The sequence below is a fragment of the Serratia bockelmannii genome (assembly GCF_008011855.1).
In the GTDB taxonomy this organism is placed as follows: Bacteria; Pseudomonadota; Gammaproteobacteria; order Enterobacterales; family Enterobacteriaceae; genus Serratia; species Serratia bockelmannii.
In genome coordinates, this window is the sequence record NZ_VOUX01000004.1 from 20,670 (window position 1) to 44,790 (window position 24,121).

The 24,121-nt window shown below is 62.0% G+C and carries 19 protein-coding genes; 7 read left to right on the forward strand and 12 right to left on the reverse strand.

What is annotated here, in order from left to right; all coding sequences use genetic code 11:
- Window positions 1-14: 14 nt before the first annotated feature.
- Together FOT55_RS07525 and FOT55_RS07530 are read left to right on the forward strand one after the other, a co-directional pair.
- Entirely contained in the window at window positions 15-1,571 is a 1,557-nt protein-coding gene (locus tag FOT55_RS07525) for a PTS transporter subunit EIIC (protein WP_025302250.1), read from the forward strand.
- Entirely contained in the window at window positions 1,568-2,263 is a 696-nt protein-coding gene (locus FOT55_RS07530; protein ID WP_147823314.1) for an N-acetylmannosamine-6-phosphate 2-epimerase, read from the forward strand. The genes FOT55_RS07525 and FOT55_RS07530 overlap by 4 nt, the downstream gene beginning before the upstream one ends.
- A gap of 29 nt (window positions 2,264-2,292) precedes the next feature.
- Here the strand turns inward: FOT55_RS07530 and ltaE are convergent, their stop codons facing one another.
- The 5 genes from ltaE to FOT55_RS07555 all read right to left on the reverse strand — a co-directional run bounded on the left by ltaE (window position 2,293) and on the right by FOT55_RS07555 (window position 9,090).
- Complete coding sequence (gene ltaE, locus FOT55_RS07535; protein WP_147823315.1) at window positions 2,293-3,309, reverse strand: low-specificity L-threonine aldolase; 1,017 nt, start codon at window positions 3,307-3,309, stop codon at window positions 2,293-2,295.
- 75 nt (window positions 3,310-3,384) lie between these two features.
- Window positions 3,385-5,106, reverse strand: coding sequence for a ubiquinone-dependent pyruvate dehydrogenase (gene poxB / locus FOT55_RS07540; protein WP_025302253.1), 1,722 nt, complete (start codon window positions 5,104-5,106; stop codon window positions 3,385-3,387).
- A gap of 199 nt (window positions 5,107-5,305) precedes the next feature.
- Window positions 5,306-6,307 (reverse strand): NADH oxidoreductase, encoded by a 1,002-nt coding sequence (gene hcr / locus FOT55_RS07545; protein ID WP_147823316.1) that lies wholly within the window; start codon window positions 6,305-6,307, stop codon window positions 5,306-5,308.
- A 56-nt stretch (window positions 6,308-6,363) separates the two neighbouring features.
- Window positions 6,364-8,013 carry a hydroxylamine reductase gene (gene hcp / locus FOT55_RS07550; RefSeq protein ID WP_147823317.1) on the reverse strand — a complete coding sequence of 550 codons (1,650 nt, stop codon included), beginning with the start codon at window positions 8,011-8,013 and terminating at the stop codon, window positions 6,364-6,366.
- 180 nt (window positions 8,014-8,193) lie between these two features.
- Window positions 8,194-9,090, reverse strand: a complete 897-nt coding sequence (locus FOT55_RS07555) for a LysO family transporter (RefSeq protein WP_004928363.1) — start codon at window positions 9,088-9,090, stop codon at window positions 8,194-8,196.
- Between the two features lie 187 nt (window positions 9,091-9,277).
- Between FOT55_RS07555 and FOT55_RS07560 the strand changes: the two genes are divergently transcribed.
- Complete coding sequence (locus FOT55_RS07560; RefSeq protein ID WP_025302257.1) at window positions 9,278-10,936, forward strand: ATP-dependent endonuclease; 1,659 nt, start codon at window positions 9,278-9,280, stop codon at window positions 10,934-10,936.
- A 14-nt stretch (window positions 10,937-10,950) separates the two neighbouring features.
- Here the strand turns inward: FOT55_RS07560 and FOT55_RS07565 are convergent, their stop codons facing one another.
- Entirely contained in the window at window positions 10,951-11,904 is a 954-nt protein-coding gene (locus FOT55_RS07565) for a VirK/YbjX family protein (protein WP_141997699.1), read from the reverse strand.
- 194 nt (window positions 11,905-12,098) lie between these two features.
- Here FOT55_RS07565 and macA point away from each other — a divergent pair, with 194 nt between their 5' ends.
- Window positions 12,099-13,214 carry a macrolide transporter subunit MacA gene (gene macA / locus FOT55_RS07570; protein ID WP_025302259.1) on the forward strand — a complete coding sequence of 372 codons (1,116 nt, stop codon included), beginning with the start codon at window positions 12,099-12,101 and terminating at the stop codon, window positions 13,212-13,214.
- On the forward strand, window positions 13,214-15,160 hold the full coding sequence (gene macB, locus FOT55_RS07575; protein ID WP_147823318.1) for a macrolide ABC transporter ATP-binding protein/permease MacB: 1,947 nt from the start codon (window positions 13,214-13,216) through the stop codon (window positions 15,158-15,160). Before macA ends, macB begins: the two co-directional genes overlap by 1 nt.
- A gap of 87 nt (window positions 15,161-15,247) precedes the next feature.
- Here the strand turns inward: macB and cspD are convergent, their stop codons facing one another.
- Window positions 15,248-15,469 carry a cold shock-like protein CspD gene (cspD, locus tag FOT55_RS07580; protein WP_004928349.1) on the reverse strand — a complete coding sequence of 74 codons (222 nt, stop codon included), beginning with the start codon at window positions 15,467-15,469 and terminating at the stop codon, window positions 15,248-15,250.
- A 355-nt stretch (window positions 15,470-15,824) separates the two neighbouring features.
- On the opposite strand from cspD, the gene clpS reads away from it, so the two are divergent.
- Window positions 15,825-16,145 carry an ATP-dependent Clp protease adapter ClpS gene (clpS, locus tag FOT55_RS07585; protein ID WP_004928347.1) on the forward strand — a complete coding sequence of 107 codons (321 nt, stop codon included), beginning with the start codon at window positions 15,825-15,827 and terminating at the stop codon, window positions 16,143-16,145.
- 27 nt (window positions 16,146-16,172) lie between these two features.
- Complete coding sequence (gene clpA / locus FOT55_RS07590; RefSeq protein WP_025302261.1) at window positions 16,173-18,452, forward strand: ATP-dependent Clp protease ATP-binding subunit ClpA; 2,280 nt, start codon at window positions 16,173-16,175, stop codon at window positions 18,450-18,452.
- Window positions 18,453-18,657: 205 nt separating this feature from the next.
- Here clpA and infA read toward each other — a convergent pair whose 3' ends face one another.
- The 5 genes from infA to gstA form a co-directional block, all read right to left on the reverse strand.
- Window positions 18,658-18,876, reverse strand: coding sequence for a translation initiation factor IF-1 (gene infA, locus FOT55_RS07595; protein ID WP_002211347.1), 219 nt, complete (start codon window positions 18,874-18,876; stop codon window positions 18,658-18,660).
- Window positions 18,877-18,981: 105 nt separating this feature from the next.
- Complete coding sequence (gene aat / locus FOT55_RS07600; RefSeq protein WP_147823319.1) at window positions 18,982-19,707, reverse strand: leucyl/phenylalanyl-tRNA--protein transferase; 726 nt, start codon at window positions 19,705-19,707, stop codon at window positions 18,982-18,984.
- A 29-nt stretch (window positions 19,708-19,736) separates the two neighbouring features.
- A complete protein-coding gene (cydC, locus tag FOT55_RS07605) occupies window positions 19,737-21,476 on the reverse strand; it encodes a heme ABC transporter ATP-binding protein/permease CydC (protein WP_147823320.1) in 1,740 nt (579 codons plus the stop codon).
- 2 nt (window positions 21,477-21,478) lie between these two features.
- The gene (cydD, locus tag FOT55_RS07610) at window positions 21,479-23,245 is read right to left on the reverse strand and encodes a heme ABC transporter permease/ATP-binding protein CydD (protein ID WP_147823321.1); all 1,767 of its coding nucleotides are present in this window, start codon (window positions 23,243-23,245) and stop codon (window positions 21,479-21,481) included.
- 175 nt (window positions 23,246-23,420) lie between these two features.
- Window positions 23,421-24,038: a glutathione transferase GstA gene (gstA, locus tag FOT55_RS07615; protein ID WP_049204244.1), complete on the reverse strand. Its 618-nt coding sequence runs from the start codon at window positions 24,036-24,038 to the stop codon at window positions 23,421-23,423.
- Window positions 24,039-24,121: the final 83 nt, after the last annotated feature.

The following is a 24,121-nucleotide window of genomic DNA, read 5'->3' on the forward strand; positions in this document are numbered from 1 at the left end:
TCGGGGGAAAATTTATGTCAACACCAGAATTGCCGCGCTCCGGCGGTTGGTTCGAAAAAGCCCAGCTGTTCGGCAAGTCGTTCATGCTGCCGATCGCCGTGCTGCCGGCGGCCGGCCTGCTGTTGGGGATCGGCGGTGCGCTGTCCAATCCCAATACCGTCGAGGCGTATCCCTTCCTCGATGTCGGCTGGTTGCAAAGTATATTTACCGTGATGGCCAGTGCCGGTGCTATCGTGTTCGCCAACCTGGCGGTCTTGTTCGCGGTCGGCGTGGCGGTGGGGCTGGCCAAAAGCGACAAGGGCACGGCGGGGCTGGCTTCGCTGATCGCCTATCTGGTAATGAACGCCACCATCAATGCGCTGTTGAAAATCAACGGTACGCTGGCCACGCAGAACGCGGGCGCGGTGGGGCAGGGAACGATTCTCGGGATCCAGACGTTGGAGACCGGGGTGTTCGGCGGAGTGGTCATCGGTTTGGTGACCTGGTATCTGCACGGCCGCTATAACAAGATAGCGCTGCCACCGTTCCTGGGTTTTTTTGGTGGCTCGCGCTTTGTGCCGATCGTCAGCTCGCTGGCGGCGATGGCGGTCGGTGCCCTGATGACGGTGGTGTGGCCGCATTTCCAACAGTTGATCTTCGGCATGGGCGGTCTGGTAGACGCCAGCGGCTATCTCGGGACCTTTATCTACGGCTTCGTATTGCGCATGCTCGGGCCGTTCGGCCTGCATCACATCTTCTATCTACCGTTTTGGACCACCGCGCTTGGCGGCAGCGAAGTGATCAACGGACAGCTGGTGGAAGGCACACAACGCATTTTCTTCGCCCAGTTGGCCGACCCGAATACTCAGCAGTTCTACATTGGCACGGCGCGTTTCATGTCCGGCCGTTTTATCACCATGATGTTCGGCCTGGTCGGCGCCTGCCTGGCGATGTACCAGAGTGCGCGTCCCGAGAACCGCAAACGCGTCGGCGGACTGTTGCTGTCGGCGGCGCTGACCTCGTTTCTGACCGGCATCACCGAACCTATCGAATTCTCGTTTCTGTTTGTCGCGCCGGCGCTGTACGTGGTGCACGCGCTGTTCGACGGCCTGGCGTTCATGATCGCTCACATCCTGCATATCACCATCGGCCAGACGTTCTCCGGCGGCTTTATCGATTTCATGCTGTTCGGCGTGCTGCAGGGTGAAGCGAAAACCCACTGGATGTACGTCCCGCTGGTCGGTGTGCCTTGGTTCTTTCTGTACTACTTCACGTTCCGTTTCCTGATCCTGCGCTTCAAATTTAAAACGCCGGGGCGCGAGGCGGAAACTGCGCCGGAAGCGGTGATGACGGGCACCGAACGCTCGCAGCAGGTGCTGGCGGCGCTGGGCGGCAAAGAGAATATCGTCGAACTGGATTGTTGCGCCACGCGGTTGCGCGTGACGGTGAAGCAGAGCCGGTTGCTGGACGAAAGCGGGCTGAAGGCCAGCGGCGCACGGGCGGTTATCGTTCGCGGCAACGGTGTTCAGGTGATCTACGGCCCGCACGTCACCATCATTAAAAACGAAGTCGAGGAGTTGTTGGATTTATGACGCTTTCCATTTTGCAGCAGATTGAGGGGCGCCTGGTGGTGTCTTGCCAGGCGCTGGACGACGAGCCGCTGCACAGCGATTTTATCATGTCGCGCATGGCGCTGGCGGCCGAGCAAGGCGGCGCGGCGGCGATCCGCGCCAACGGCGTCGAAGACGTCAACGCTATCATGCGCACGGTGGCGCTGCCGGTCATCGGCATCATAAAGCGCGATTATGCGGGCAGCGACGTGTATATCACGCCGACCCTGCGCGAAATCGATGAGTTGATGGCGGCGGCGCCGCAGATGATCGCGCTGGACGCCACTGGCCACCCGCGGCCGGGGGAGTTGCAGCTGGCGGCGTTGGTCGCCGCGATCCGCGCCAGGTATCCCCGGCTGTTGCTGATGGCGGACATCGCCACTCTGGAGGAGGCGCAAGAGGCCGCCAGGCTGGGCTTCGACTGTGTGGGCACCACGCTGTACGGCTATACCGCTGAAAGCCGGGGCGCCCGATTGGCGGATAACGATTTCAGCTTTCTGCGTGCGGTGCTGGCGGCGGTATCGGTGCCGGTCATCGCCGAAGGCAATGTCGAAACGCCGGCGATGGCCGCGCGCTGCCTGAGGTTGGGGGCGCATGCGGTGGTGGTAGGGGGCGCCATTACCCGCCCGCAACAGATCACCCGCCGCTTTGTCGACGCCATCGGCGGGCGATAAGAGGCTCCTCGGCGCACCGGGGAGGGAAATCAGGCGTGCTGCTGAAGAAACTCCCGCCACAGCTCAACTACCCGCTGCAGATCCTGACGGCTGACGTCGAGGTGGGTCAGAATGCGTGTCAGCGGGCCGCTGCTGATCAGCACGCCACGTTCGCGCATCCACGGACCGAGTTTGGCCGCCAGCGCCGGCGGTTGGCGCAGGTACAGCACGTTGGTCTGCGCGCCGGGTTCGGCGATCTCTACGCCGATCTGCCGCAGCTGCTGCTCCAGCCAGACCGCGTTGTCATGGTCTTCGCGCAGCCGCGCGACGTTATGCTCCAACGCGTAAAGACCGGCCGCCGCCAGGATGCCGGCCTGACGCAGCCCGCCGCCCGTCATCTTGCGCCAACGCAGCGCGCGCTGAATAAAGGCCTCGCTGCCGCACAGCAGCGATCCGACCGGCGCACCCAATCCTTTTGACAGGCAAATGGTGAAGGTGTCGCAGTATTGCACGATCTCTTTCAGCGGCAGGTTCAGCGCCACGGCGGCGTTAAAGATGCGTGCGCCGTCGATATGCAGCGTCAGCTGCCGCTCGCGGGTAAATTGCCACGCCTGCTGCAGGTAGGCCTGCGGCAAAACTCGGCCGCTGATGGTGTTTTCCAGGCTCAGCAGCCGAGTGCGGGCGAAGTGGATATCGTCGGGTTTGATAGCGGCGGCGAGCTTGTCCAGCGGCAGCGTGCCGTCCGCGTCAGCCTCGATTGGCTGTGGCTGGATGCTGCCCAGCACCGCTGCGCCGCCGGCCTCGTATTTATAGTTGTGCGCCTGTTGGCCGACCAGATACTCGTCGCCGCGCTGGCAGTGGCTCAGCAGCGCCACCAGGTTGGCCTGGGTGCCGCTGGGAAAAAACAGCGCCGCCTCTTTGCCCGACAGGCGCACCGCCTCGGCCTCCAGCGCGTTGACCGTCGGGTCATCGCCATAGACGTCGTCGCCGACCTCTGCCTGAGCCATCGCCTGGCGCATGGCGGCGCTGGGGCGGGTGACGGTGTCGCTGCGTAGATCGATAAGCATAGGGTTCCTGCAATATAAGGGAGAGGAAAAGGGTACATGGCATCATATACCCTTTATTTCACCGGGGCAGCTTGCTTAGCGCAGCCAGTTGGTTTTCGCCAGCTCGACCACTTCGTCGCCGCGGCCGTTGATGATGGCGCGCAGCATGTACAGGCTGAAGCCTTTCGCCTGTTCGAACTTGATCTGCGGCGGCATCGCCAGCTCTTGCTTGGCGGTGACCACGTCCAGCAGCGCCGGGCCGGGATGCGCCAACATCTCCTGCAGCGCGCCGTCCAGATCCGACGCTTTTTCCACGCGGATGCCCTTGATGCCGGCGGCGTTGGCGATCGCCGCGAAGTCCGGATTATGCAGATCGGTGCCGTCGGTCAGGTAGCCGCCGGCCTTCATCTCCATCGCCACGAACCCCAGCACGCTGTTGTTGAACACCACGATTTTCACCGGCAATTTGAGCTGCGCCAGCGACAGGAAATCCCCCATCAGCATGGTGAAGCCACCGTCGCCGCACATGGCGATCACCTGTTTATCCGGCGCGGTGGCCTGGGCACCTATCGCCTGCGGCATGGCGTTGGCCATCGAACCGTGGTTGAACGAGCCGAGCAGGCGACGCTTGCCGTTCATTTTCACGTAACGGGCGGCCCACACCGTCGGCGTGCCGACGTCGCAGGTGAAGATGGCGTCGTCGCTGGCGTACTGGCTGAGCTGCTGCGCCAGATATTGTGGGTGGATCGGCTGGTCGTCGTTGGCGGTCGCCAGCCCGTCGAGATCCTTACGCGCGTTGCGATAATGCTCCAGCGCCTTGTCGAGGAACGCCCGGTCGCGCTTGGGCTCCAGCTGCGGCAGCAGGGCGGTGAGGGTGGTGTGGATATCGCCCACCAGCGCCATATTGACTGGGCAGTGCGCGCCGATGCTGCCGGGGTTGATGTCGATCTGAATGATGTTGGCGTTGGTGGGGTAGAACGCGCGATAGGGGAACTGGGTGCCGAGCAGCACCAGCGTGTCGGCGTTCATCATCGCGTGGTAGCCGGAAGAGAAACCGATCAGCCCGGTCATGCCGACGCTGTAGGGGTTGTCCCATTCGATATGCTCTTTGCCGCGCAGCGCGTGCACCACCGGCGCCTGCAGCAGCTCGGCCAGCTTGACCACTTCATCGTGCGCGCCGGCGCAGCCGCTGCCGCACATCAGGGTGATGTTCTTCGCCTTGTTCAGCGTTTCCGCCAGCTTGTTCAACTCGCTCATCGGCGGCTGCACCAGCGGCAGCGCCGGGGTATGCCAGGTCAGCGTCGCGTCTTCCGGCGCCATGCGCAGCGCCACGTCGCCCGGTAAGACGACCACCGAGACGCCGCGATTGAGGATCGCCTTGCGCATGGCGATCTCCAGTACGCGCGGCAGCTGTTCAGGGTTGGAGACCAGTTCGCAATAGTGGCTGCATTCGCGGAACAGCTCCTGCGGATGGGTTTCCTGGAAGTAGCCGCTGCCGATTTCGCTGGAAGGAATGTGTGCGGCGATCGCCAGCACCGGCACATGGTTGCGGTGACAGTCGAACAGGCCGTTGATCAGATGCAGGTTGCCGGGGCCGCAGGAACCGGCGCACACCGCCAACTGGCCGGTGAGCTGGGCTTCGGCACCGGCGGCGAAGGCGGCCACCTCTTCATGGCGGGTGCCCAGCCATTCGATGGTGCCCATGCGGTGCAGGCTGTCGCTGAGGCCGTTGAGCGAATCGCCGGTTACGCCCCAAATGCGTTTTACGCCGGCTTGATCCAGCGTTTTGGCGATCAGTGTGGCTACGGTTTGCTTCATGGTTCCCCCAAACATGGTTTGAAAAACGATGTGGACTCGATCCGGTGAGTGTCAGCAGAACAACTGCAAGCATAGCTTACCGGCTGTGGACGAGATGCGGTTAGGAAGGGTAAAGAGCGTAGGACGGGAAGCAGTGTAACTGGGCTGGCCACGGGGAACTTGCCGATAAATGCCCCATCGCGGCGATGGGGCCAGGGGATCACGCCAGCGTGACGTCACCCTGCAACTGGCAACTGCAGGCCAGCACGTAGCCTTGCGCTATCTCTTCCGCGCTCAGCGTCATGGTGCTGGTGGTGGTGTAGTCGCCCTCGAGGATGCGGGTTTTGCACGAGCCGCACACCCCGGCGCGGCAGGCGGCGTTGACCGGCAGGGCATTGGCCTCCATCGCCGCCAGCAGCGTGCTGCCGACCGGCACGCGGAATTCGCGCAGCGGGCGCGCGGCGCGCAGCGTCAGTCCTTCGGTGGTGTCGGCCTGCGCCGTCGGCGTGTGGAACTGCTCTTTATGGAAATGCTCGGCCGGCACGCCGAGCCGGCGGCACAGCTGCTCCACGTGGTCCATGTAGGGTGCAGGGCCGCAGGTCATCACCGTGCGTTCGGCGATATCCGGCGCCGCCTGCCGCAGCGCATGTTCATCGATACGGCCGCTGAGGTAGCCGGGTTGCAGATCCTGCTCGGCCATCAGCGTCAGGCGCAGCTGCGGATAGGCGGCACACAGCGCGCGCCATTGATCGGCGAAAATCGTGTCGGTGGGGGTGCGTACGTTAAAGATCACGGCGATATCGCAGGCCGGACGGTTAGCGGTCAGCCAGCGGCACATCGAGACGATCGGCGTCACGCCGCAGCCGGCGGCCAGCATCAGATAACGATCGGCCGGGTGGCGCTCGCAGCTGAATTCGCCCTGCGCGTCGGACAGCCACAGCGTGTTGCCGGGCTTGACCTCTTGCGTCAGCCAGCGCGACCCGATGCCGTCCGGCAGGCAGCGCACGCTGATGCTGAGAAAGCGGCTCTGGCCGGGCGAGGAGGAGAGCGTATAGGCGCGCAACGTCTCCTCGCTGTTGCGAATGCTGACCAGCGCGAACTGGCCAGCCTGGTAAGGGTAGAAAACGTCGCAGATCAGGTTCAGCGTCCAGACGTCGGCGGTTTCACGCTGGATGGAATGCACCTGCATGCGGTTCGGGCAAAGCGGAGTGGGTTGAGTCATCGGGGCACCTCAAAAAACAAAGGGGCCGGCGCAGGCGGCCCCATAACGTAACGGCATCAGGCGAGCAGCGCTGCAATATCCTGCTCGACGGTGGTGATCGGACGCAGGCCGAATTTCTCGTTGAGGATCGCCATCAGGTTGTCGGTCAGGAAGCCCGGCGCGGTCGGGCCGGTGACGATGTTTTTCACCCCCAGCGACAGCAGCGTCAGCAGAATGACGATCGCCTTCTGTTCAAACCACGACAGCACCAGGCTGAGCGGCAGCTCGTTGACGCTGCAGCCGAGCGTATCCGCCAGCTTGACCGCCAGCATGATGGCGGAGTAGGCGTCGTTGCACTGGCCGACGTCCAGCAGGCGCGGCAACCCTTCTAGCGTGCCGAAGTCCAGCTTGTTGAAACGGTACTTGCCGCAGGCCAGCGTCATGATCAGGCAGTCTTGCGGCACGCTGCGGGCGAAGTCGGTGAAGTAGCTGCGCTCGTCGCGGCTGCCGTCGCAGCCGCCCACCAGGAAGACGTGGCGCAGTTTTTTCTGCGACACCAGGTCGATGACCGTGTCGGCGGCGTTCAGCAGCGTCTGGCGGCCGAAGCCAACGGTGATCAGGTGCTCAATCTCGGTGTAAGGGAAGCCGTTCATGCCCTGAGCCTGGCGGATCACGGCGCCGAAGTCGTCGCCTTCCAGATGGTTGACGCCCGGCCAGCCGACGATACTGCGGGTCCAGATGCGATCGCCGTAGTTGCCGACGTTAGGATCGATGATACAGTTGGAGGTCATCACGATCGGGCCGGGGAATTTGGCGAATTCCGTCTGCTGGTTCTGCCAGCCGCTGCCGTAGTTGCCCACCAGATGTTTGAATTTTTTCAGTTCCGGATAGCCGTGAGCCGGCAGCATTTCACCGTGGGTGTAGACGTTGACGTTTTGCCCTTCGGTTTGTTCGAGCAGCATGCGCAGATCTTTCAGATCGTGGCCGGAAATCAGAATGGCTTTCCCGGCCACCGGGCGCACGTTGACTGCGCTGGGCTGCGGATCGCCGTAGGCCTGGGTCTCACCGCGATCGAGGATCGCCATCACGTTGAAGTTCATCTTGCCGATGCCCATGGCGTTGTTCAGCAGGGTGTCGACGTCGCGTGGCCGGGTGCCGAGCCAGGCCATAAAGGCGTGGTAGTCGGCATAGAGTTGCTCGTCGAACTGGCCGAGCACGTGCGCGTGTTCCATATAGGCCGCCGCGCCTTTCAGGCCGTACAGGCACAGCATGCGCAAACCGTGTACGTCGTCGCCGACCTCGGCCTTGTCGCTGTTGAGGGCAAACTGCGCCGCCTGCTGCAGCAGCGCAGGCATATCGTTGCCGGCCAGCTGCAGCGCCGCCATCGGGTGATCGACGCGCACGCCGGCATCCAGCAGCCGGCAACGGGCGGCCAGCGAGTCGCGCAGCAGCAGGGTTTCCCGCGCGTAGCCGATGATGCGCTGGGAGTCGAAGTTGACGTTGGTCAGGGTGGAGAAGAAGGCGCGCGGGGCGAAGCTGTCGATCTCGTGGTCGACGATGCCCAGCGAACGCGCCTGCAGCGCCCAGGCGGAGAGTCCCTGCAGCGCCGCCACCAGCAGATCCTGCAGATCGGAGGTTTCCGCCGTTTTGCCGCACATGCCCTGAGCATACGCGCAGCCGTTGCCTGCCGGGGTACGGATGGTTTGTTCACATTGCACACAGAACATAGTCGCTTCCTTTTATTTTTAAAGTTGCATTTGTAATGCTTGTTTAAAAGCATAGATCGGCGATCGGGGTTGCAAAAGGCTTTTGTGCGACTACTGCGGGCAAGTTTGATTTAGCGCAATTTTGCCGTGCGGATGGGAATTATTACGCTTTGGGGGCCGGCCGGCCCCCAGGGAAAAGGATCAGGAGAACAGGGCGATCAGCACCGGCGCCAGCAGGCTCAGCAGGAAGCCGTGTACGATGGCGGGCGGCACCATGTCCAGCCCGCCGCTGCGCTGCAGCACCGGCAGGGTGAAGTCCATCGAGGTGGCGCCGCACAGGCCGAGGGCGGTGGAACGGCTGCGGCGCACCAGCGTCGGGATCAGCATGATCGCCACCAGCTCGCGCGCCAGATCGTTGAAGAATGCGGCGCTGCCCATCACCGGGCCGTAGGCGTCGGTAATCAGAATACCCGATAGCGAATACCAGCCGAAGCCGGAGGCCATCGCCAGCCCGGCCTTGACCGGCAGCCCCAGCAGCTGAGCCGCCAGCGCGCCGCCGGCCAGCGACGCGACGGTCACCACCAGCGCCACCAGCGTGCCGCGGCGGTTGAGCACGATCTGGCGCAGCGTCATGCCGCTGTTACGCAGCTGAATGCCGACCAGCAACAGCAGGAAGATCAGCGCATATTCGCTGCCTTTATGGGCGAACTGCAGCCATTGCCACTGCGTCAGGCCGAGCAGGAAGCCGCCGAGCACCACGCCGCACAGCTTGAGCGACTCCAGCGCCATGTGCACGCGTGAAGGTAACTTTTCCTGTTTATGGCTGCTGCGCCACGGCATGCGCCGCTCCAGCAGCGCCAGCAACAGCAGGTTGGCGCAGAGAATACAGAAGAAGAACACCGCGCTGTACTGGAAGATCAGCACCAGGTTGCTGCTGAGATCCTCCATAAACGCCAGGCTGATACCCATGAAAAACAGGATCACGTACACCATCCAGCTGAGCAGCCGGTTGATCAGCACCAGCAGCGGGCGATGGCGTAAGGGAATGAGGTAACCGACAATCAGCGGTAACAGAATAATCAACAGTCCTGAATACATGGTGCAGCTTGTGTCCTTGAGTTTTGAAACGCGCCGAACGGCGGCGAGGAGCACACGCTAACCAAAAGCCCGGCCGGAGTAAAGCGGCAGATTTGACGTTGGCCGCTTGACCTGCAAGGGGTTTTTTGACCATGCTCTGTGAAGGTCACCTCATTGAAGAGGCGACGGCGCGCACGGGAGGCGGCGGATGTTCTTGGAGCGTATCGAAATTGTAGGTTTTCGCGGCATTAACCGGCTGTCCCTGATGCTGGACGACAACACGCTGTTGCTCGGTGAAAACGCCTGGGGTAAATCCAGCTTGCTGGATGCGCTGACGCTGTTGCTGGCGCCGGAGCAGAAGCTGTATCGGTTTGAAGCGCACGATTTCCATTTCCCCCCCGGTGAAGAGTCGGCCAAAGAGCGCCACCTGCAGGTGGTGTTCACCTTCTGCGAAAAAGACATCGGTCATGCGCACCTACCGCGTTATCGCCACCTGACGCCGCTGTGGGTCAAGGGCGAGGATGGCCTGAGCCGCATTCATTACCGCTGCGAGGGCGAGCTGGCCGACGACGGCACGGTGTGCACCTGGCGCGGTTTTCTCGACGCCGACGGCAATGCCTTTCAATTGCACCATATCGAACAGCTGGCCCACGCCATCATCCGCATTCATCCGGTACTGCGCCTGCGCGACGCGCGCTTTATTCGCCGCCTGCGCCCCAGCAGCCTCGGCGATGAACGCAAACCCGATACGCAGGCGTTGGCGCAGCAGCTGGATCAGCTGACGCGCGAGCTGGTGCGCAATCCGCAGAAGCTGACCAACGGCGAGCTGCGTCAGGGGCTGGCGGCGATGCAGCAGCTGCTGGAGCACTATTTTGCCGAGCAGAGTTCGCAGGTGGCGCGGCCACGCCGCCGCGGCGGTGAACCGGAGCAGGACGCCTGGCGTGCGCTGGACGGCATCAACCGCATGGTGGCCGAACCGAACAGCCGCAGCATGCGCCTGATCCTGCTGGGCATGTTTTCCACCCTGCTGCAGGCCAAGGGCGACGTCAAGCTGGATCCGCACGCCCGGCCGCTGCTGCTGGTGGAAGACCCGGAAACTCGCCTGCACCCGATCATGCTGTCGGTGGCCTGGGGGCTGCTCAATCAGCTGCCGCTGCAGCGCATCACCACCACCAACTCCAGCGAATTGGTGTCGCTGGTGCCGGTGGAGCACGTCTGCCGGCTGGTGCGCGAGTCGGGCCGGGTCGCGACCTACCGTCTCGGGCCGCGCGGGTTGAGCGCCGAAGACGGGCGGCGCATTGCGTTTCACATCCGTTTCAACCGGCCGTCGTCGCTGTTCGCCCGCTGCTGGCTGCTGGTGGAGGGCGAAACCGAAGTGTGGCTGCTGAACGAGCTGGCGCGCCAGTGCGGCTACCATTTCGAGGCGGAAGGGGTGAGGGTCATCGAGTTCGCTCAGTGCGGCCTGAAGCCGCTGCTGCGCTTCGCCCGCCGCATGGGCATCGAGTGGCATGCGCTGGTGGACGGCGATGAGGCGGGCAAAAAGTACGCCAACACCGTACGCAGCCTGCTGGACAATCATGAAGACAACGAACGCGATCGGCTGACCGCGCTGCCGGCGCCGGACATGGAACACTTCATGTTCCGTGAAGGGTTCGCCCCGGTCTATCACCGAATGGCGTCGGTGCCGATCAACGCGCAGATGCCGGTGCGCAAGGTGATCCTGAAAGCGGTCCACCACTCGTCGAAGCCGGATCTGGCGATCGAGGTCGCGATGCAGGCCGGCGAATGGGGCACGGACTCGGTGCCGCCGCTGCTGAAGAAAATGTTCTCACGGGTGATCTGGCTGGCGCGCGGCCGGGCGGACTGACGGCCCGCCGGGCGTTATCGGGCGCAGAAATGCGCCGCCAATCCCTGTTCCAGCTCGTCCAGCAACTGATAGCGACGGCGATACTCGGCGCGCTTCTTGCTGGCAACCTCTTCGATAGGTTTGCGGGCGATGCGTTCGGGCAGCAGGAAATAGCCGCTGTCGAGCGGTTTGGCGCCCATCGACAGCCAGAACTGATCGTAATCGGCGTGCAGTTGATCCTTCTTCTTACTCTGGTAACGCCAGTTTTGATAGATATGGGTGGCATTGCCGACGGCTACGATCTGGCGTATGCCGAGGTGCCGCGCCAGCGTGCAAATGCCTTCCAGCACCAGCCGTTTGGGGAACAGACCGTGGCACTCTTTGGTGGTGTGCTGGATCTCGGCGTGCGGCACCTCATGGTTCGCGCCCTGCAGGCCGCCGATGAACAGCGTCGGCTGCTGCTGATAATGCATCAGCGCAAAGGTGATCTCCGCCAGCATCACGCCGTTGGCGTTGCGCAGCAGCAGCGTGGCTTCCCCTTCCTTATTCAGTTTGTCGATCGCCGCCAGTTCCAGCGTGATCGGCGCTTCGTTTTTGCCCATCGCGCGGGCCAGCACGAAAGGCTGTGGGCCGAGGTGGCCGAGACGCATCTTTAGCGGCATGCGCTGCACGATGAGATCGTAATGATCGCGCAGGGCGAACAGGCATTCGATCTTGCTCATGTTGGCTGCCAGGTAGGGGCGATGCAGCTTGCACGGCAGGTTCGGCTGCGCGCTCAGGATCTCCTCCAGCAGCGGGTTGCTGGCCAGGGTGCTGAGCAGGCCGCTGGTGGTGCGCCAGTTGAGCAGCGAGCGGCCGAGAAACTTCAGGCGAAACGAGGTTTTTTTCCAGGCGTTGCTTGGCGCCTTTTCGCCATTGATCAGCGCCGTCATCAGTTGCCAGCCGTTAAGCGGCCGGGCGGAGGTGAGTGGGTAGCTGAGCTGTGACATGATGAAATCCTTGGCTGTGTTGAATGGCGCTATTTCATCAAGGCTTCACTAAACGAGAGTTCAATGCTGAACTGTAACCAGGCGTGTCTCCACATTGTGTTGAGCTAAGGTTTAGTTATTCCCTACGGTGCGTGCTAATTTAGCTCCGCCGCCGCAATGGGCGGTCGATATTCACAAGCACAGGCAGGTCAATTTTGACAGGGTTTAAAGGACACAAACGCCGCTGGATACTCGCACTGGCGGTGATTGCGGCGATTGCCGCGGCGGCCGTTTGGCACTTCCGCCATCCGGCGCCAACCGCTTTCAAAACGGTAAAGGTCACCAAGCGCGATCTGCAGCAGAACGTGTTGGCGACCGGCCAGCTGGACGCGGTGCGCAAGGTTGACGTCGGCGCGCAGGTCAGCGGGCAGTTGGAAAAGCTGTATGTCGAGATCGGCGACAAGGTGAAAAAAGGCCAGTTGCTGGGGGTTATCGATCCGCAACAGGCGCAGAACAGCATTCGCGAAGGCGAGGCGACGCTGCGCGAGCTGCATGCGCAGCTGCTGCAGGCACAGGCCGAGCAGCAATTGGCGGCGGTCACGCTGCAGCGCAACCAGGCGCTGGCCAAACTGCAGGCGGTATCGCGTCAGGATCTGGATCAGGCGGCGACGCAGTTGGCGGTGAAGAAAGCGCAGGTGGGCACCATCAATGCGCAGATCGCCCGCAACCAGGCCAGCCTGGATACCGCCAAGATCAACCTGGCCTACACCCGCATCGAAGCCCCGATGGACGGCGACGTGGTGCAGATCACCACGCTGCAGGGCCAGACGGTGATCGCGGCGCAACAGGCGCCGAACATTCTGACGTTGGCGGATCTCGGCACCATGCTGGTGAAGGCGCAGGTCTCGGAGGCCGACGTCATTAACCTCAAACCGGGTCAGAAGGCCTGGTTCACGGTGCTGGGCGATCCGACTCGGCGCTTCGACGGCGTGCTGAAAGACATTCAGCCGACGCCGGAAAAGGTCAATAATGCCATCTTCTATTATGCGCGTTTCGAAGTGCCCAACCCGGAAAGGCTGCTGCGCTTGCAAATGACGGCGCAGGTGCATATTCAGCTGGCCGGCGTCGAGCAGGCGCTGGTGATCCCGCTGGCGGCGTTGGGTGACCAGATCGCCGACAATCGCTACCACGTCTCGGTGCTGAAACAGGGCAAGGAAGAGAAGCGTGAGGTGGCTATCGGTCTGCGCAACAATATCGATGTGCAAATCCTCAGCGGGCTTGAGGCGGGCGATGAGGTGATTGTCAGCCGCGGCGGCGTGGAGGCCGGCTGATGGCGGCGCTGTTACAGCTGAGCGGCATTCGCCGCAGCTACCGTTCCGGCGAGCAGACGGTGGAGGTGCTGAAGGGGATCAGTCTGAGCATCGACGCCGGGGAAATGGTGGCGATCATGGGGGCCTCCGGCTCCGGCAAATCGACGCTGATGAACATTCTGGGCTGTCTGGACAAGCCGAGCGCCGGGGTCTATCGGGTGGCCGGACAGGATGTGGCGACGCTGAGCGACGATGCGCTGGCGCAGCTGCGGCGCGAACATTTTGGCTTTATTTTCCAGCGTTATCATCTGCTGCCGCACCTGAGTGCGGCGCATAACGTCGAGGTGCCGGCGGTGTACGCGGGGCTGGGCAAAGCGGCGCGGCGCGAACGGGCGGAGGCGCTGTTGCGGCGCCTGGGGCTGGGGGAGCGCGTCAACTACCGGCCGAGCCAGCTTTCCGGTGGCCAGCAGCAGCGCGTCAGTATCGCCCGCGCGTTGATGAACGGCGGGCAGGTGATCCTGGCGGATGAACCGACCGGCGCGCTCGACAGCCACTCCGGCGAAGAGGTGATGGCGATCCTCAAACAGCTGTGCGCCCAGGGCCACACGGTGATCCTGGTGACCCACGATCCAGCGGTGGCGCGCCAGGCGGAGCGGATCATCGAGATCCGCGACGGCGAAATCATTGCCGACTCGCGTCCGGCGCCGCCGGAGGATACCCAGGCCAAGCCGCTGGCGCTGGCCGCCGCGGCGCCTTCCTGGCGGCAGATGGGCGGCCGCTTTCGCGAAGCGCTGGTGATGGCCTGGCGTGCGATGGCGGCCAACAAGATGCGCACCGCGCTGACCATGCTCGGCATCATTATCGGCATCGCCTCGGTGGTATCGATCCTGGTGATCGGCGACGCCGCCAAGCAGATGGTGCTGGCGGACATCAAATCCATCGGCACCAACACCGTCGACATTTACCCCGGCAAGGACTTCGGCGACGACGATCCTACCTACCGGCAATCGCTGAAATACGGCGATCTCGATGCGCTGCGCGAACAACCGTATATCAGCGCGCTGTCGCCGAGCATCAGCAGCAGCATGCGGCTGCGGCTGGGTAACGTCGACGCGGCGGCCAATGTCAACGGCGTCAGCGAACAGTTCTTCCGCGTGTACGGTATGAGCTTTACCCAGGGCGTCGGCATCGATCCGCTGCAGGTGCAGTCTCAGGCGCAGACGGTGGTGATCGACGCCAATACCCAACGGCGGCTGTTCCCGCACCAGAAAAACGTGGTGGGCGAGGTGATCCTGGTGGGCAACATGCCGGCGACGGTGGTCGGCGTGGCTAAAGAGAAGCAGTCGATGTTCGGCAGCAGCAAGACGCTGAACGTGTGGGTGCCTTACAGCACCATGGCCAACCGGCTGATGGGCAACAATTATTTCGACTCGATCACCGTGCGCATTCGCGACGGCTACGACAGCAAGGAAGCGGAACAGCAGCTGTCACGCCTGTTGACGCTGCGCCACGGCAAAAAGGACTTCTTCACCTATAACATGGACAACCTGGTGCAAACCGCAGAGAAAACCACCCGCACGCTGCAGCTGTTCCTGACGCTGGTGGCGGTGATTTCGCTGGTGGTCGGCGGCATCGGCGTGATGAACATCATGCTGGTGTCGGTGACCGAGCGCACGCGCGAGATTGGCATCCGCATGGCGGTGGGCGCCCGTTCCGGCGACGTGTTGCAGCAGTTCTTGATCGAGGCGGTGTTGGTCTGCCTGGTGGGGGGCGCGCTGGGGATTACGCTGTCGTTCGCCATCGGCCTGGCGGTGCAGCTGGTATTGCCGGGCTGGCAGATCAGCTTCCCGCCGGCGGCGTTGCTGAGCGCGTTCCTCTGTTCCACCGGTATCGGCGTGGTGTTCGGCTATCTGCCGGCGCGCAATGCCGCGCGGCTGAATCCGATCGATGCGCTGGCGCGCGAGTAAGTAAAAGGCATAAAAAATGCCAGTCACACGGCGGCTGGCATTTTTATCGCAGTCAGGGTCAATGCAGCGCGACGCTGCCGGAAGCGTTTAGGACAGCGCCTCGCTTTCCACCGGCACAATAAGACTGGCATGGTTCCCTTTTGGCCCTTGATGCACGTCGAAGCTGACCTGCTGGCCTGCCTTCAACGTTCTGTAACCATCCATCTTGATGGTGGAGTAATGCGCGAAAATATCTTCGCCACCGCCGGCTGGGCAGATGAAGCCAAAGCCTTTGGCGTTGTTAAACCATTTAACAGTACCCGTCTCCATGCTTTTACATCCCTCGCAACGCTATTTTAAGTGAGATGAATAACTGAATTCGCACCCGCCGTAGGCGGGTAGCAGGGTGGACAAGGGGTGGTTAAAAGACCACCAGCCACGAATTTACACTCTAGAGCAAATGATCGGGGCGTCAAGGGATCGGCTTTTGTCGGCGGGGAGCAGTTCACCAAAGTTTGAAGCAGGTAACGCTATTGCCACGATTCAGTCACAATTGGCCCGTTTTTTTGCGCACGTTACAGTGCGGCGGGACGATGCCGAAGATGATAAAATAGTAACTATCCCCACTTTGAATAACCGAAACCTGCCCCCATATCAGAGGGCAGAGCAGAGAAGATGAGCAGCGATGGGCAATAACAACGACTGGCTAAATTTTGAACACTTGGCCGAAGAAAAACAAATCGATGCGGTAAAACCGCCGTCTATGTATAAAGTTATACTTAACAACGACGATTACACACCGATGGAATTTGTGATTGACGTTCTGCAAAAGTTCTTTTCTTATGATATTGAACGCGCAACGCAACTGATGCTCACGGTCCACTATCAAGGCAAGGCGATCTGTGGTGTTTTTACCGCCGAGGTGGCGGAAACCAAAGTCGTCCATGTGAACCGGTACGCAAGGGAGAACGAGCATCCGTTGCTTTGTACGCTGGAAAAAGCCTGAATAAGGCAATCTATTGGGGAGGTGCTTATGCTCAATCAAGAACTGGAACTCAGTCTCAACATGGCTTTCGCCAGGGCGCGTGAGCACAGACACGAGTTTATGACCGTGGAGCACCTGTTGCTGGCGTTGCTGAGCAACCCTGCCGCGCGAGAAGCGCTTGAGGCATGTACGGTGGATCTGGCCGCGTTGCGCCAGGAGCTGGAAGCCTTCATCGAACAAACCACACCGACGCTGCCCGCCGGCGAAGAAGAGCGCGACACTCAGCCGACGCTCAGCTTCCAGCGCGTGTTGCAGCGTGCGGTCTTCCATGTGCAATCTTCCGGCCGCAGCGAAGTGTCCGGCGCCAACGTGTTGGTGGCCATCTTCAGCGAGCAGGAGTCGCAGGCGGCTTATCTGCTGCGCAAGCACGACGTCAGCCGTCTCGACGTGGTGAACTTCATTTCACATGGCACGCGTAAAGACGAGCCGGGCCAAGCGCCGAATGCGGAAAACCCGGTGAACGAAGAGCAGTCCGGAGGGGAAGACCGTATGGAAAACTTCACCACCAACCTCAATCAGTTGGCCCGTGTGGGCGGCATCGATCCGTTGATCGGCCGCGATCGTGAGCTGGAGCGCGCGATTCAGGTGCTGTGCCGTCGTCGTAAAAACAACCCGCTGTTGGTCGGCGAATCCGGCGTGGGCAAGACCGCCATCGCCGAAGGCCTGGCCTGGCGTATCGTGCAGGGCGACGTGCCGGAAGTGATGGCGGACTGCACGCTGTATTCGCTGGATATCGGTTCACTGCTGGCCGGCACCAAATACCGCGGCGACTTCGAGAAACGCTTCAAGGCGCTGCTCAAGCAGCTGGAACAGGATCAGAACAGCATCCTGTTCATCGATGAAATTCACACCATCATCGGTGCCGGTGCGGCTTCCGGCGGGCAAGTGGATGCCGCCAACCTGATCAAACCGCTGCTGTCGAGCGGCAAGATCCGGGTGATCGGCTCGACCACCTACCAGGAGTTCAGCAACATCTTCGAAAAGGATCGCGCTTTGGCGCGCCGTTTCCAGAAGATCGATATCACTGAACCGACGGCGGAAGAGACCGTTCAGATCATCAACGGCCTGAAGACCAAATATGAAGCGCATCACGACGTGCGTTATACCGCCAAGGCGATCCGCGCCGCGGTGGAGCTGTCGGTGAAATACATCAACGATCGTCATCTGCCGGACAAAGCGATCGACGTGATCGACGAGGCGGGCGCCCGCAGCCGACTGATGCCGGCCAGCAAGCGCAAGAAAACCGTCAACGTGGCCGATATCGAATCCGTGGTGGCGCGCATCGCTCGTATCCCGGAGAAAACCGTGTCGGCCAGCGATCGCGACGTGCTGAGAAACCTGGGCGATCGTTTGAAGATGCTGGTATTCGGCCAGGATCAGGCGATCGAAGCGCTGACGGAAGCCATCAAGATGAGCCGCGCCGGTCTGGGCCACGAGCGCAAGCCGGTCGGTTCCTTCCTGTTCGCCGGGCCGACCGGGGTCGGGAAAACTGAGGTCACCGTACAGTTGGCCAAGGCGATGGATATCGAGCTGCTGCGTTTCGACATGTCCGAGTACATGGAGCGGCATACCGTCAGCCGTCTGATCGGCGCGCCTCCGGGCTATGTCGGTTACGATCAGGGCGGGCTGCTGACCGATGCGGTGATCAAGCATCCGCATGCGGTAGTGCTGCTCGATGAGATCGAGAAGGCGCACCCGGACGTGTTCAACCTGCTGCTGCAGGTGATGGACAACGGCACGCTGACCGACAACAACGGCCGCAAGGCGGACTTCCGCAATGTGATCCTGGTGATGACCACCAACGCCGGGGTGCGGGAAACCGAACGCAAATCGATCGGTCTGGTGCAGCAGGACAACAGCACCGACGCGATGGAAGAGATCAAGAAGGTGTTTACGCCAGAGTTCCGCAACCGTCTGGACAACATCATCTGGTTCAACCATCTGTCTACCGAGGTGATCCAGCAGGTGGTCGACAAGTTTATCGTCGAACTGCAGGCGCAGCTGGATGCGAAGGGCGTCTCGCTGGAAGTGAGCGACGAAGCACGCGACTGGCTGTCGGTGAAGGGCTACGACCGTGCGATGGGCGCTCGTCCGATGGCGCGCGTCATGCAGGAAAACCTGAAGAAACCGTTGGCCAACGAGCTGCTGTTCGGTTCGCTGGTGGATGGCGGTTCCGTGAAGGTCGAGCTGGACAAGGACAAGAAACAGCTGACCTACCACTTCCTCAGTGCCGCCAAGCGCAAGGCGGACGAGGGTGCGGTGCATTAAGGCCGCTTCAGGCAAAGAAAAAGCGATGCTTCGGCATCGCTTTTTTTTATGGGTGAGATTCACCGTACAACAGAAACGAGTGAGCCCTCTCAGTTTACCTGCGCACCTGCAACCCGTTGTGTAACGTCGCTGCGGGGGTAAACGGAAAGGGCTCCCGAGGGATTACATCCTCGATGCCGCCAGCATGTGGCGCGCGGTGAGCCGATTAACGGCTACGGAAGACAATGCGGCCTTTGCTCAGGTCGTACGGGGTCAGCTCTACAGTGACTTTGTCGCCCGTCAGGATGCGGATATAGTTTTTACGCATTTTACCGGAGATGTGTGCGGTTACCACGTGCCCGTTTTCCAATTCAACGCGGAACATGGTGTTCGGCAGCGTATCAAGAACGGTGCCCTGCATTTCAATATTGTCTTCTTTGGCCATCGAATCCTCTAGGTCTAACTACCTTAGTTTTTAACCGGCAAGATAATGCCGAAAAACCCCCATTATGTAAAGATGTGTCGGTGAACATTGCACCGTTTCCATCAATTAGTTTACTGGAGAGGGCGGTTCAACCGGCTGTGGGGATATGACTTGCGGCGCCCAGCACGCCGACGTCAAAGGCCGCCGTTGAAGGGTGCTGAGCTGCTGCAAAAATTGACGGCGCGGAATTTCACGCGCGCCAAGGCGGGCAGTGTGAGCGTTCAGCACCTGGCAGTCAATCAATTCCCCGCCATTAGCGGCAAAATGGCGGCAAAAGGCCATCAATGCGCATTTTGAGGCGTTGGTGACGCGGCTGAACATCGATTCGCCGCAGAACAACGCGCCCTGCGCCACGCCGTACATGCCGCCGACCAGTTGATCATCCTGCCATACCTCCACCGAGTGCGCGTAGCCGAGGCGATGCAGATGCTGATAGGCACGCTGCACCTCCGGGCCGATCCAGGTGCCTTCATCCGGCCGGTGGGCGCAGGCGGCAATCACCGTGGCGAAATCGTGATTGAGCGTGATGCGAAACGGATCGTGGCGCAAAAAGCGTTTCAGACTGCGGTTGAGATGAAATTCGGCAGGGAACAGCACCGCACGCGGATCGGGTGACCACCACAGAATCGCTTCCCCCGGCGAGTACCAGGGGAAGATGCCGCGCTCGTAGGCTGCCAACAGTCGCGGCGCCGTGAGGTCGCCGCCGATCGCCAGCAGGCCGTTGGGATCGCGCAGGGCGCCCTCAGGCGAGGGAAACGCCAGCGACTGGGGGGAAAGCTTAACGATGCGCATACAAGGTCTCTGCGTCCTCTACGGGCCGATTACGGCGCCAGGTTGCTGATACGGTTGCGAAAGCGTGCATAGCGGCCCTGCTGGCGCATCAGGGTGGCGTGATCGCCCTGTTCGACAATTTGGCCGTCATCCATTACGCAAATGCGGTCGAGATGTTCCAGGCCGTACAAACGGTGCGTCACCAGGATCAGCGTCTTGCCCTGACAATGCCGGCGCAGCAGCGCCAGGATCTGCTGTTCGGTTTCGGCGTCCAGCCCTTCGGTCGGTTCGTCAAGCAGCAGCAGCGGGGCCGGATGCAGCAGCGCGCGGGCGATACCCAGTCGGCGCTGTTCGCCGCCGGACAGCTGCCGGCCGCCTTCGCCCAACCAGGCGTTCAGCCCGCCGTCGCTGTCCAGCAATTTGCCCAGCCCAACCTGCTGCAGTACGTCACTCAGGCGAGCGTCGTCGGCATTCGGTGCGGCCAACCGCAGGTTTTCCCGCAGCGTATCGCTGAAGATATGCACTCGCTGGCTGACGACCGTGGTCATCCGACGCAGCGTGGTTTCATCATAATCCTCCAGCGGTTCGCCGTTGAGCAGAATGTTGCCGCCGTCGGTGCGCCAGGCGCGGGTCAGCAGCTGCAGCAGGGTGGACTTGCCGCAGCCGGTGCGGCCGAGCAAGGCGATGTGTTCGCCGGCCGCGACCTCGAGCGTGACGTCGCGCAGCACCGGCTGCGGCTGATCGGGATAGGTGAAACTCAGCTGCTGCAGGCTGAGCTGAGCGCGATCGGCCGCGGCCGGGCCGGCCGCCGGGAAGGTGACCTCCGGCTGACGATCGATGATCTGTTTGACCCGCGTGGCGGAGGCAATCACCTGGCCGAGGTGCTGGAAGGCACCGGCGACCGGCATCAGCGCTTCGAACGACGCCAGTGCGGCGAAGACAAACAGCGCGATCAGGGCTCCGGGCTGGGTATCGCCGCCGATGCCGGCGGCGGTCAGCCACAGCAGCAGCGTCACCGTCAGACCGCTGGCGAGGATCATCAGCGCCTGCGCCTTGCCGCTCAGCGAGGCCTGCTGCCACTGGCGGCGTTGCCACAGCAGTTCGGTGGCGTTCAGCGTCTGGCGGAAGTCGTTGACGGCGCCGAACACCACCAGCTCCGCCTGCCCCTGCAGCCAGGCGGTCAGGTCGGTACGGTATTGGCCGCGCAGCGCGGTGAGTTGGCCGCCGATCGGTTTGCCGGCGCGGTAGAACACCGGCGGCACCAGCAGCAACAGCAGCAACAGAATGCCGCCCAACGTCAGGGCGAGCGCAGGATCCAGCCAGCTCAGGCCGTAGGTGACCACCAGGATCACCACCGCCGCGCTGATCAGCGGCGAGATCACCCGCAGATAAAGGTGATCCAGCGTGTCCACGTCCGCCACCAGGCGGTTGAGCAGGTCGGCCTGGCGAAAGCGAGCGATGCCGCCCGGCGCCAGCGGCAGGATCTTGCTGAAGGTGAACACTCGCAAGTGCGACAGCACGCGGAAGGTGGCGTCGTGGCTGACCACGCGCTCGGCGTAGCGCCCGGCGGTGCGGAAGATCGCCGCGCCGCGCACGCCGGCGGCCGGCAGCATGTAGTTGAAGGTCAGCAGGCCCGCCAATCCGGCCAGCGAAGAGGCGGCCAGGAACCAGCCGGAAAGCGCCAGCAGGCCGATGCTGGCCAGCAGGGTGACGATCGCCAAAAGGATGCCCAGGCTAATCAGCAGGCTATGGCGGCGATACAACGCCAAAAACGGCAGCAAAACGCGCATGATTAAAGCTCCCCGCGGCGATGGGCGATCAGAGTGGCGAACAGGCCCGGCTGGGCGCTGAGGGTGGCGTAATCGCCCTGTTGCACGATGCGCCCGTTATCCATCACCCAGATCTGATCGTAGTCTTCGGTGTCTTCCAACTGGTGCGTGACCAGTAGGGTGGTTTGCTGATGCGAAGCGGCATTCAACGCCTGCATCACCCGTTGTTCGCTGTGGGCATCGAGACTGGCGGCCGGTTCATCCAGCAGCAGCAAGCGGCGCGGGCCGATCAGCGCCCGGGCGACCGCCACGCGCTGCGCCTGGCCGACCGACAGGCGGGCGGCGTTGTCGCCTACTTCGGTGTCGAGCCCCTGCGGCAGATACGGCAACAGTTCGCTGACGTAGGCGAGTTCCACCGCCTGCTGCAGCTGCGCTTCGTCGGCCTGCGGGCAGCCCAGCAGGATATTGGCGCGCAAGGTTTGCGCTGGCAGGTGTGGGTTCTGACCGACCCAGCTCAGCTGTTGCCTCCAGTTTTCTGCGGACAGTTCACGCAGTTCGATGCCGTTGACGGTCAACGAGCCGCGGTAGGGCAGGAAGCCGAGCAGCAGATTGAGCAGCGAGCTTTTGCCGGCGCCGCTCAGCCCGACCAGCGCTACGCGCTGCTGCGGTTGCAGGGTGAAACTCAGCGGCCCGGCCAGCAGTACGCCGTTCGGCGACAGGATTTCCAATGCGTTCGCCTGCAGCCTCAGCGGTTGATCGGCGAGCAGTTGCCGCGTGCCGTTGCCCATCTGCTCGCCTTCGGCGCTAAGGAAGGTTTCCAGCGCTTCCGCCGCGCCGACCGCCTGCGCCTTGGCATGGTAGAAGGTGCCGAGATCGCGCAGCGGTTGGAAAAACTCCGGCGCCAGAATCAGCACCAGAAAACCGGAAAACAGCGTTACGCCGAGGCCATAGCTGCCGAAGTTGAGTTCGCCGAGGTAAGAAAAGCCGAAGTACACCGCCACCACGGCGATGGAAATCGAAGCGAAGAACTCCAGCACGCCGGAAGAGAGGAAGGCCATACGCAGCACTTCCATGGTGCGGCTGCGGAAGTCTTCGGAGGATTTGGCGATCTGCGCCGTTTCGGCCTGCGCGCGGTCGAACAACCGCAGGGTGTCCAGGCCGCGCAGGCGGTCGAGGAAGTTGCCGCTCAATCGCGCCAGCGCCACGAAGTTGCGGCGGTTGGCGTCGGCGGCCCCCATGCCCACCAGCGCCATAAACAGCGGGATCAGCGGCGCGGTCGCCAACAGAATCAAACCGGCGGCCCAGTTGATCGGGAAGACGGCGATCAAGATCAGCAGCGGGATAAACACCGCCAGATACATCTGCGGTAGATAGCGCGAGTAATAGTCCTGCATATCCTCGATCTGCTCGACGATGATGCTGGCCCAACTGCCCGCCGGTTTGCCCTGGATCCAGGCCGGGCCGAGCTGCTGCAGTTTATCCAGCACCTGCTGGCGCATGCGCTGACGGATCACCTGGCCACACAGGAAACCGACCCGTTCCCGCAGCCAGCTCAACAGCGCCCGCAATGCGAACGCGACGGCCAGCCAGATAAACGAAGGGATCAGCTGTTCGCGCGGGGTATGTTCGATGATCAGGGCGTGCAGCAGGCTGGCCAGCAGCCACGCCTGCGCCACGATCAGCAGGCCGCTGAACAGCCCCAACAGCATGGAAAGGCGCAGCCAACGCTGCGCCAACGAACTCTGGGTTTTAAGCCAACGGGTTAACTGTTGCTGTCTGTTTTTTTTCATCAGATATGCGTCTGCGTCGCCGGTGCCCGTTTGTTACAGGCTGGGTTAACGTACTGTTAAATAATAGTGTTTGGCGCAATCGGCGACAAACAAGCGAGGTCCCATGTTACCTCGTCACCCGGCAGACTGAAAATAATAAAGCGTCCAAATGTGGCTATAACAGACGCGTTACCGGCTATTTGACTTGCTCACTCGTGGCCTCGGCTTCCAGAGCGGCGCGCACCGACGCTCGCTCTGCGATCCGCGTCACATAATGCTGGAGCGGTGGCCACTCGCTCAGCGAAATCTCGAAGCGCGCCATCCAGCGCAACACGGTAAACAGATAAGCGTCAGCGACGCTGAAATACGTTCCCAATAGGTAAGTTTGTTGTGCCAACGCTTGCGCGAGATAACCCAATCGCCGTCTCAACTTGTCGCGCAGCAACGCCTTGGCATCTTCGGGCAGGGCATCATTGAACAAGGGGGCGGCACCGGCATGGATCTCGCTGGTGATGAAATTAAGCCATTCCTGCAGCCTTACCCGCTCAAAGGCCGTCGGTGGCGGTGCCAGCCGGCTCTCTGGGCGCTGGTCGGCGAGGTATTGAACGATGGCGGGGCCTTCGGTGATCACGTTGCCGTCGTCCAGCTGCAGGGCGGCGACGTAACCTTTTGGGTTGATGCGATAGAAATCCTCACCGTCGGCGCAGCGCTTGCTGCGATTGTTTACCCTGACCAGGGTGAAAGGGATCGCTAATTCCCGCAGGACGATATGTGGGGCCAGCGAGCAGGCATCGGGAGCAAAATACAGCTTCATGCTATTTCCTTGTGGGTCAATGAGAACGCTTGCCACAGCATGCCGATGCGGGCACCGGCGGGGAAATGGAAATTTCAGAAAGC

Excerpts from the sequence above, each read along its gene's own strand:
- FOT55_RS07525 (WP_025302250.1), top strand. The coding sequence starts at position 15 with ATGTCAACACCAGAATTGCCGCGCTCCGGCGGTTGGTTCGAAAAAGCC.
- FOT55_RS07530 (WP_147823314.1), top strand. The coding sequence starts at position 1,568 with ATGACGCTTTCCATTTTGCAGCAGATTGAGGGGCGCCTGGTGGTGTCT.
- ltaE (WP_147823315.1), bottom strand. The coding sequence starts at position 3,309 with ATGCTTATCGATCTACGCAGCGACACCGTCACCCGCCCCAGCGCCGCC.
- poxB (WP_025302253.1), bottom strand. The coding sequence starts at position 5,106 with ATGAAGCAAACCGTAGCCACACTGATCGCCAAAACGCTGGATCAAGCC.
- hcr (WP_147823316.1), bottom strand. The coding sequence starts at position 6,307 with ATGACTCAACCCACTCCGCTTTGCCCGAACCGCATGCAGGTGCATTCC.
- hcp (WP_147823317.1), bottom strand. The coding sequence starts at position 8,013 with ATGTTCTGTGTGCAATGTGAACAAACCATCCGTACCCCGGCAGGCAAC.
- FOT55_RS07555 (WP_004928363.1), bottom strand. The coding sequence starts at position 9,090 with ATGTATTCAGGACTGTTGATTATTCTGTTACCGCTGATTGTCGGTTAC.
- FOT55_RS07560 (WP_025302257.1), top strand. The coding sequence starts at position 9,278 with ATGTTCTTGGAGCGTATCGAAATTGTAGGTTTTCGCGGCATTAACCGG.
- FOT55_RS07565 (WP_141997699.1), bottom strand. The coding sequence starts at position 11,904 with ATGTCACAGCTCAGCTACCCACTCACCTCCGCCCGGCCGCTTAACGGC.
- macB (WP_147823318.1), top strand. The coding sequence starts at position 13,214 with ATGGCGGCGCTGTTACAGCTGAGCGGCATTCGCCGCAGCTACCGTTCC.
- cspD (WP_004928349.1), bottom strand. The coding sequence starts at position 15,469 with ATGGAGACGGGTACTGTTAAATGGTTTAACAACGCCAAAGGCTTTGGC.
- clpS (WP_004928347.1), top strand. The coding sequence starts at position 15,825 with ATGGGCAATAACAACGACTGGCTAAATTTTGAACACTTGGCCGAAGAA.
- clpA (WP_025302261.1), top strand. The coding sequence starts at position 16,173 with ATGCTCAATCAAGAACTGGAACTCAGTCTCAACATGGCTTTCGCCAGG.
- infA (WP_002211347.1), bottom strand. The coding sequence starts at position 18,876 with ATGGCCAAAGAAGACAATATTGAAATGCAGGGCACCGTTCTTGATACG.
- aat (WP_147823319.1), bottom strand. The coding sequence starts at position 19,707 with ATGCGCATCGTTAAGCTTTCCCCCCAGTCGCTGGCGTTTCCCTCGCCT.
- cydC (WP_147823320.1), bottom strand. The coding sequence starts at position 21,476 with ATGCGCGTTTTGCTGCCGTTTTTGGCGTTGTATCGCCGCCATAGCCTG.
- cydD (WP_147823321.1), bottom strand. The coding sequence starts at position 23,245 with ATGAAAAAAAACAGACAGCAACAGTTAACCCGTTGGCTTAAAACCCAG.
- gstA (WP_049204244.1), bottom strand. The coding sequence starts at position 24,038 with ATGAAGCTGTATTTTGCTCCCGATGCCTGCTCGCTGGCCCCACATATC.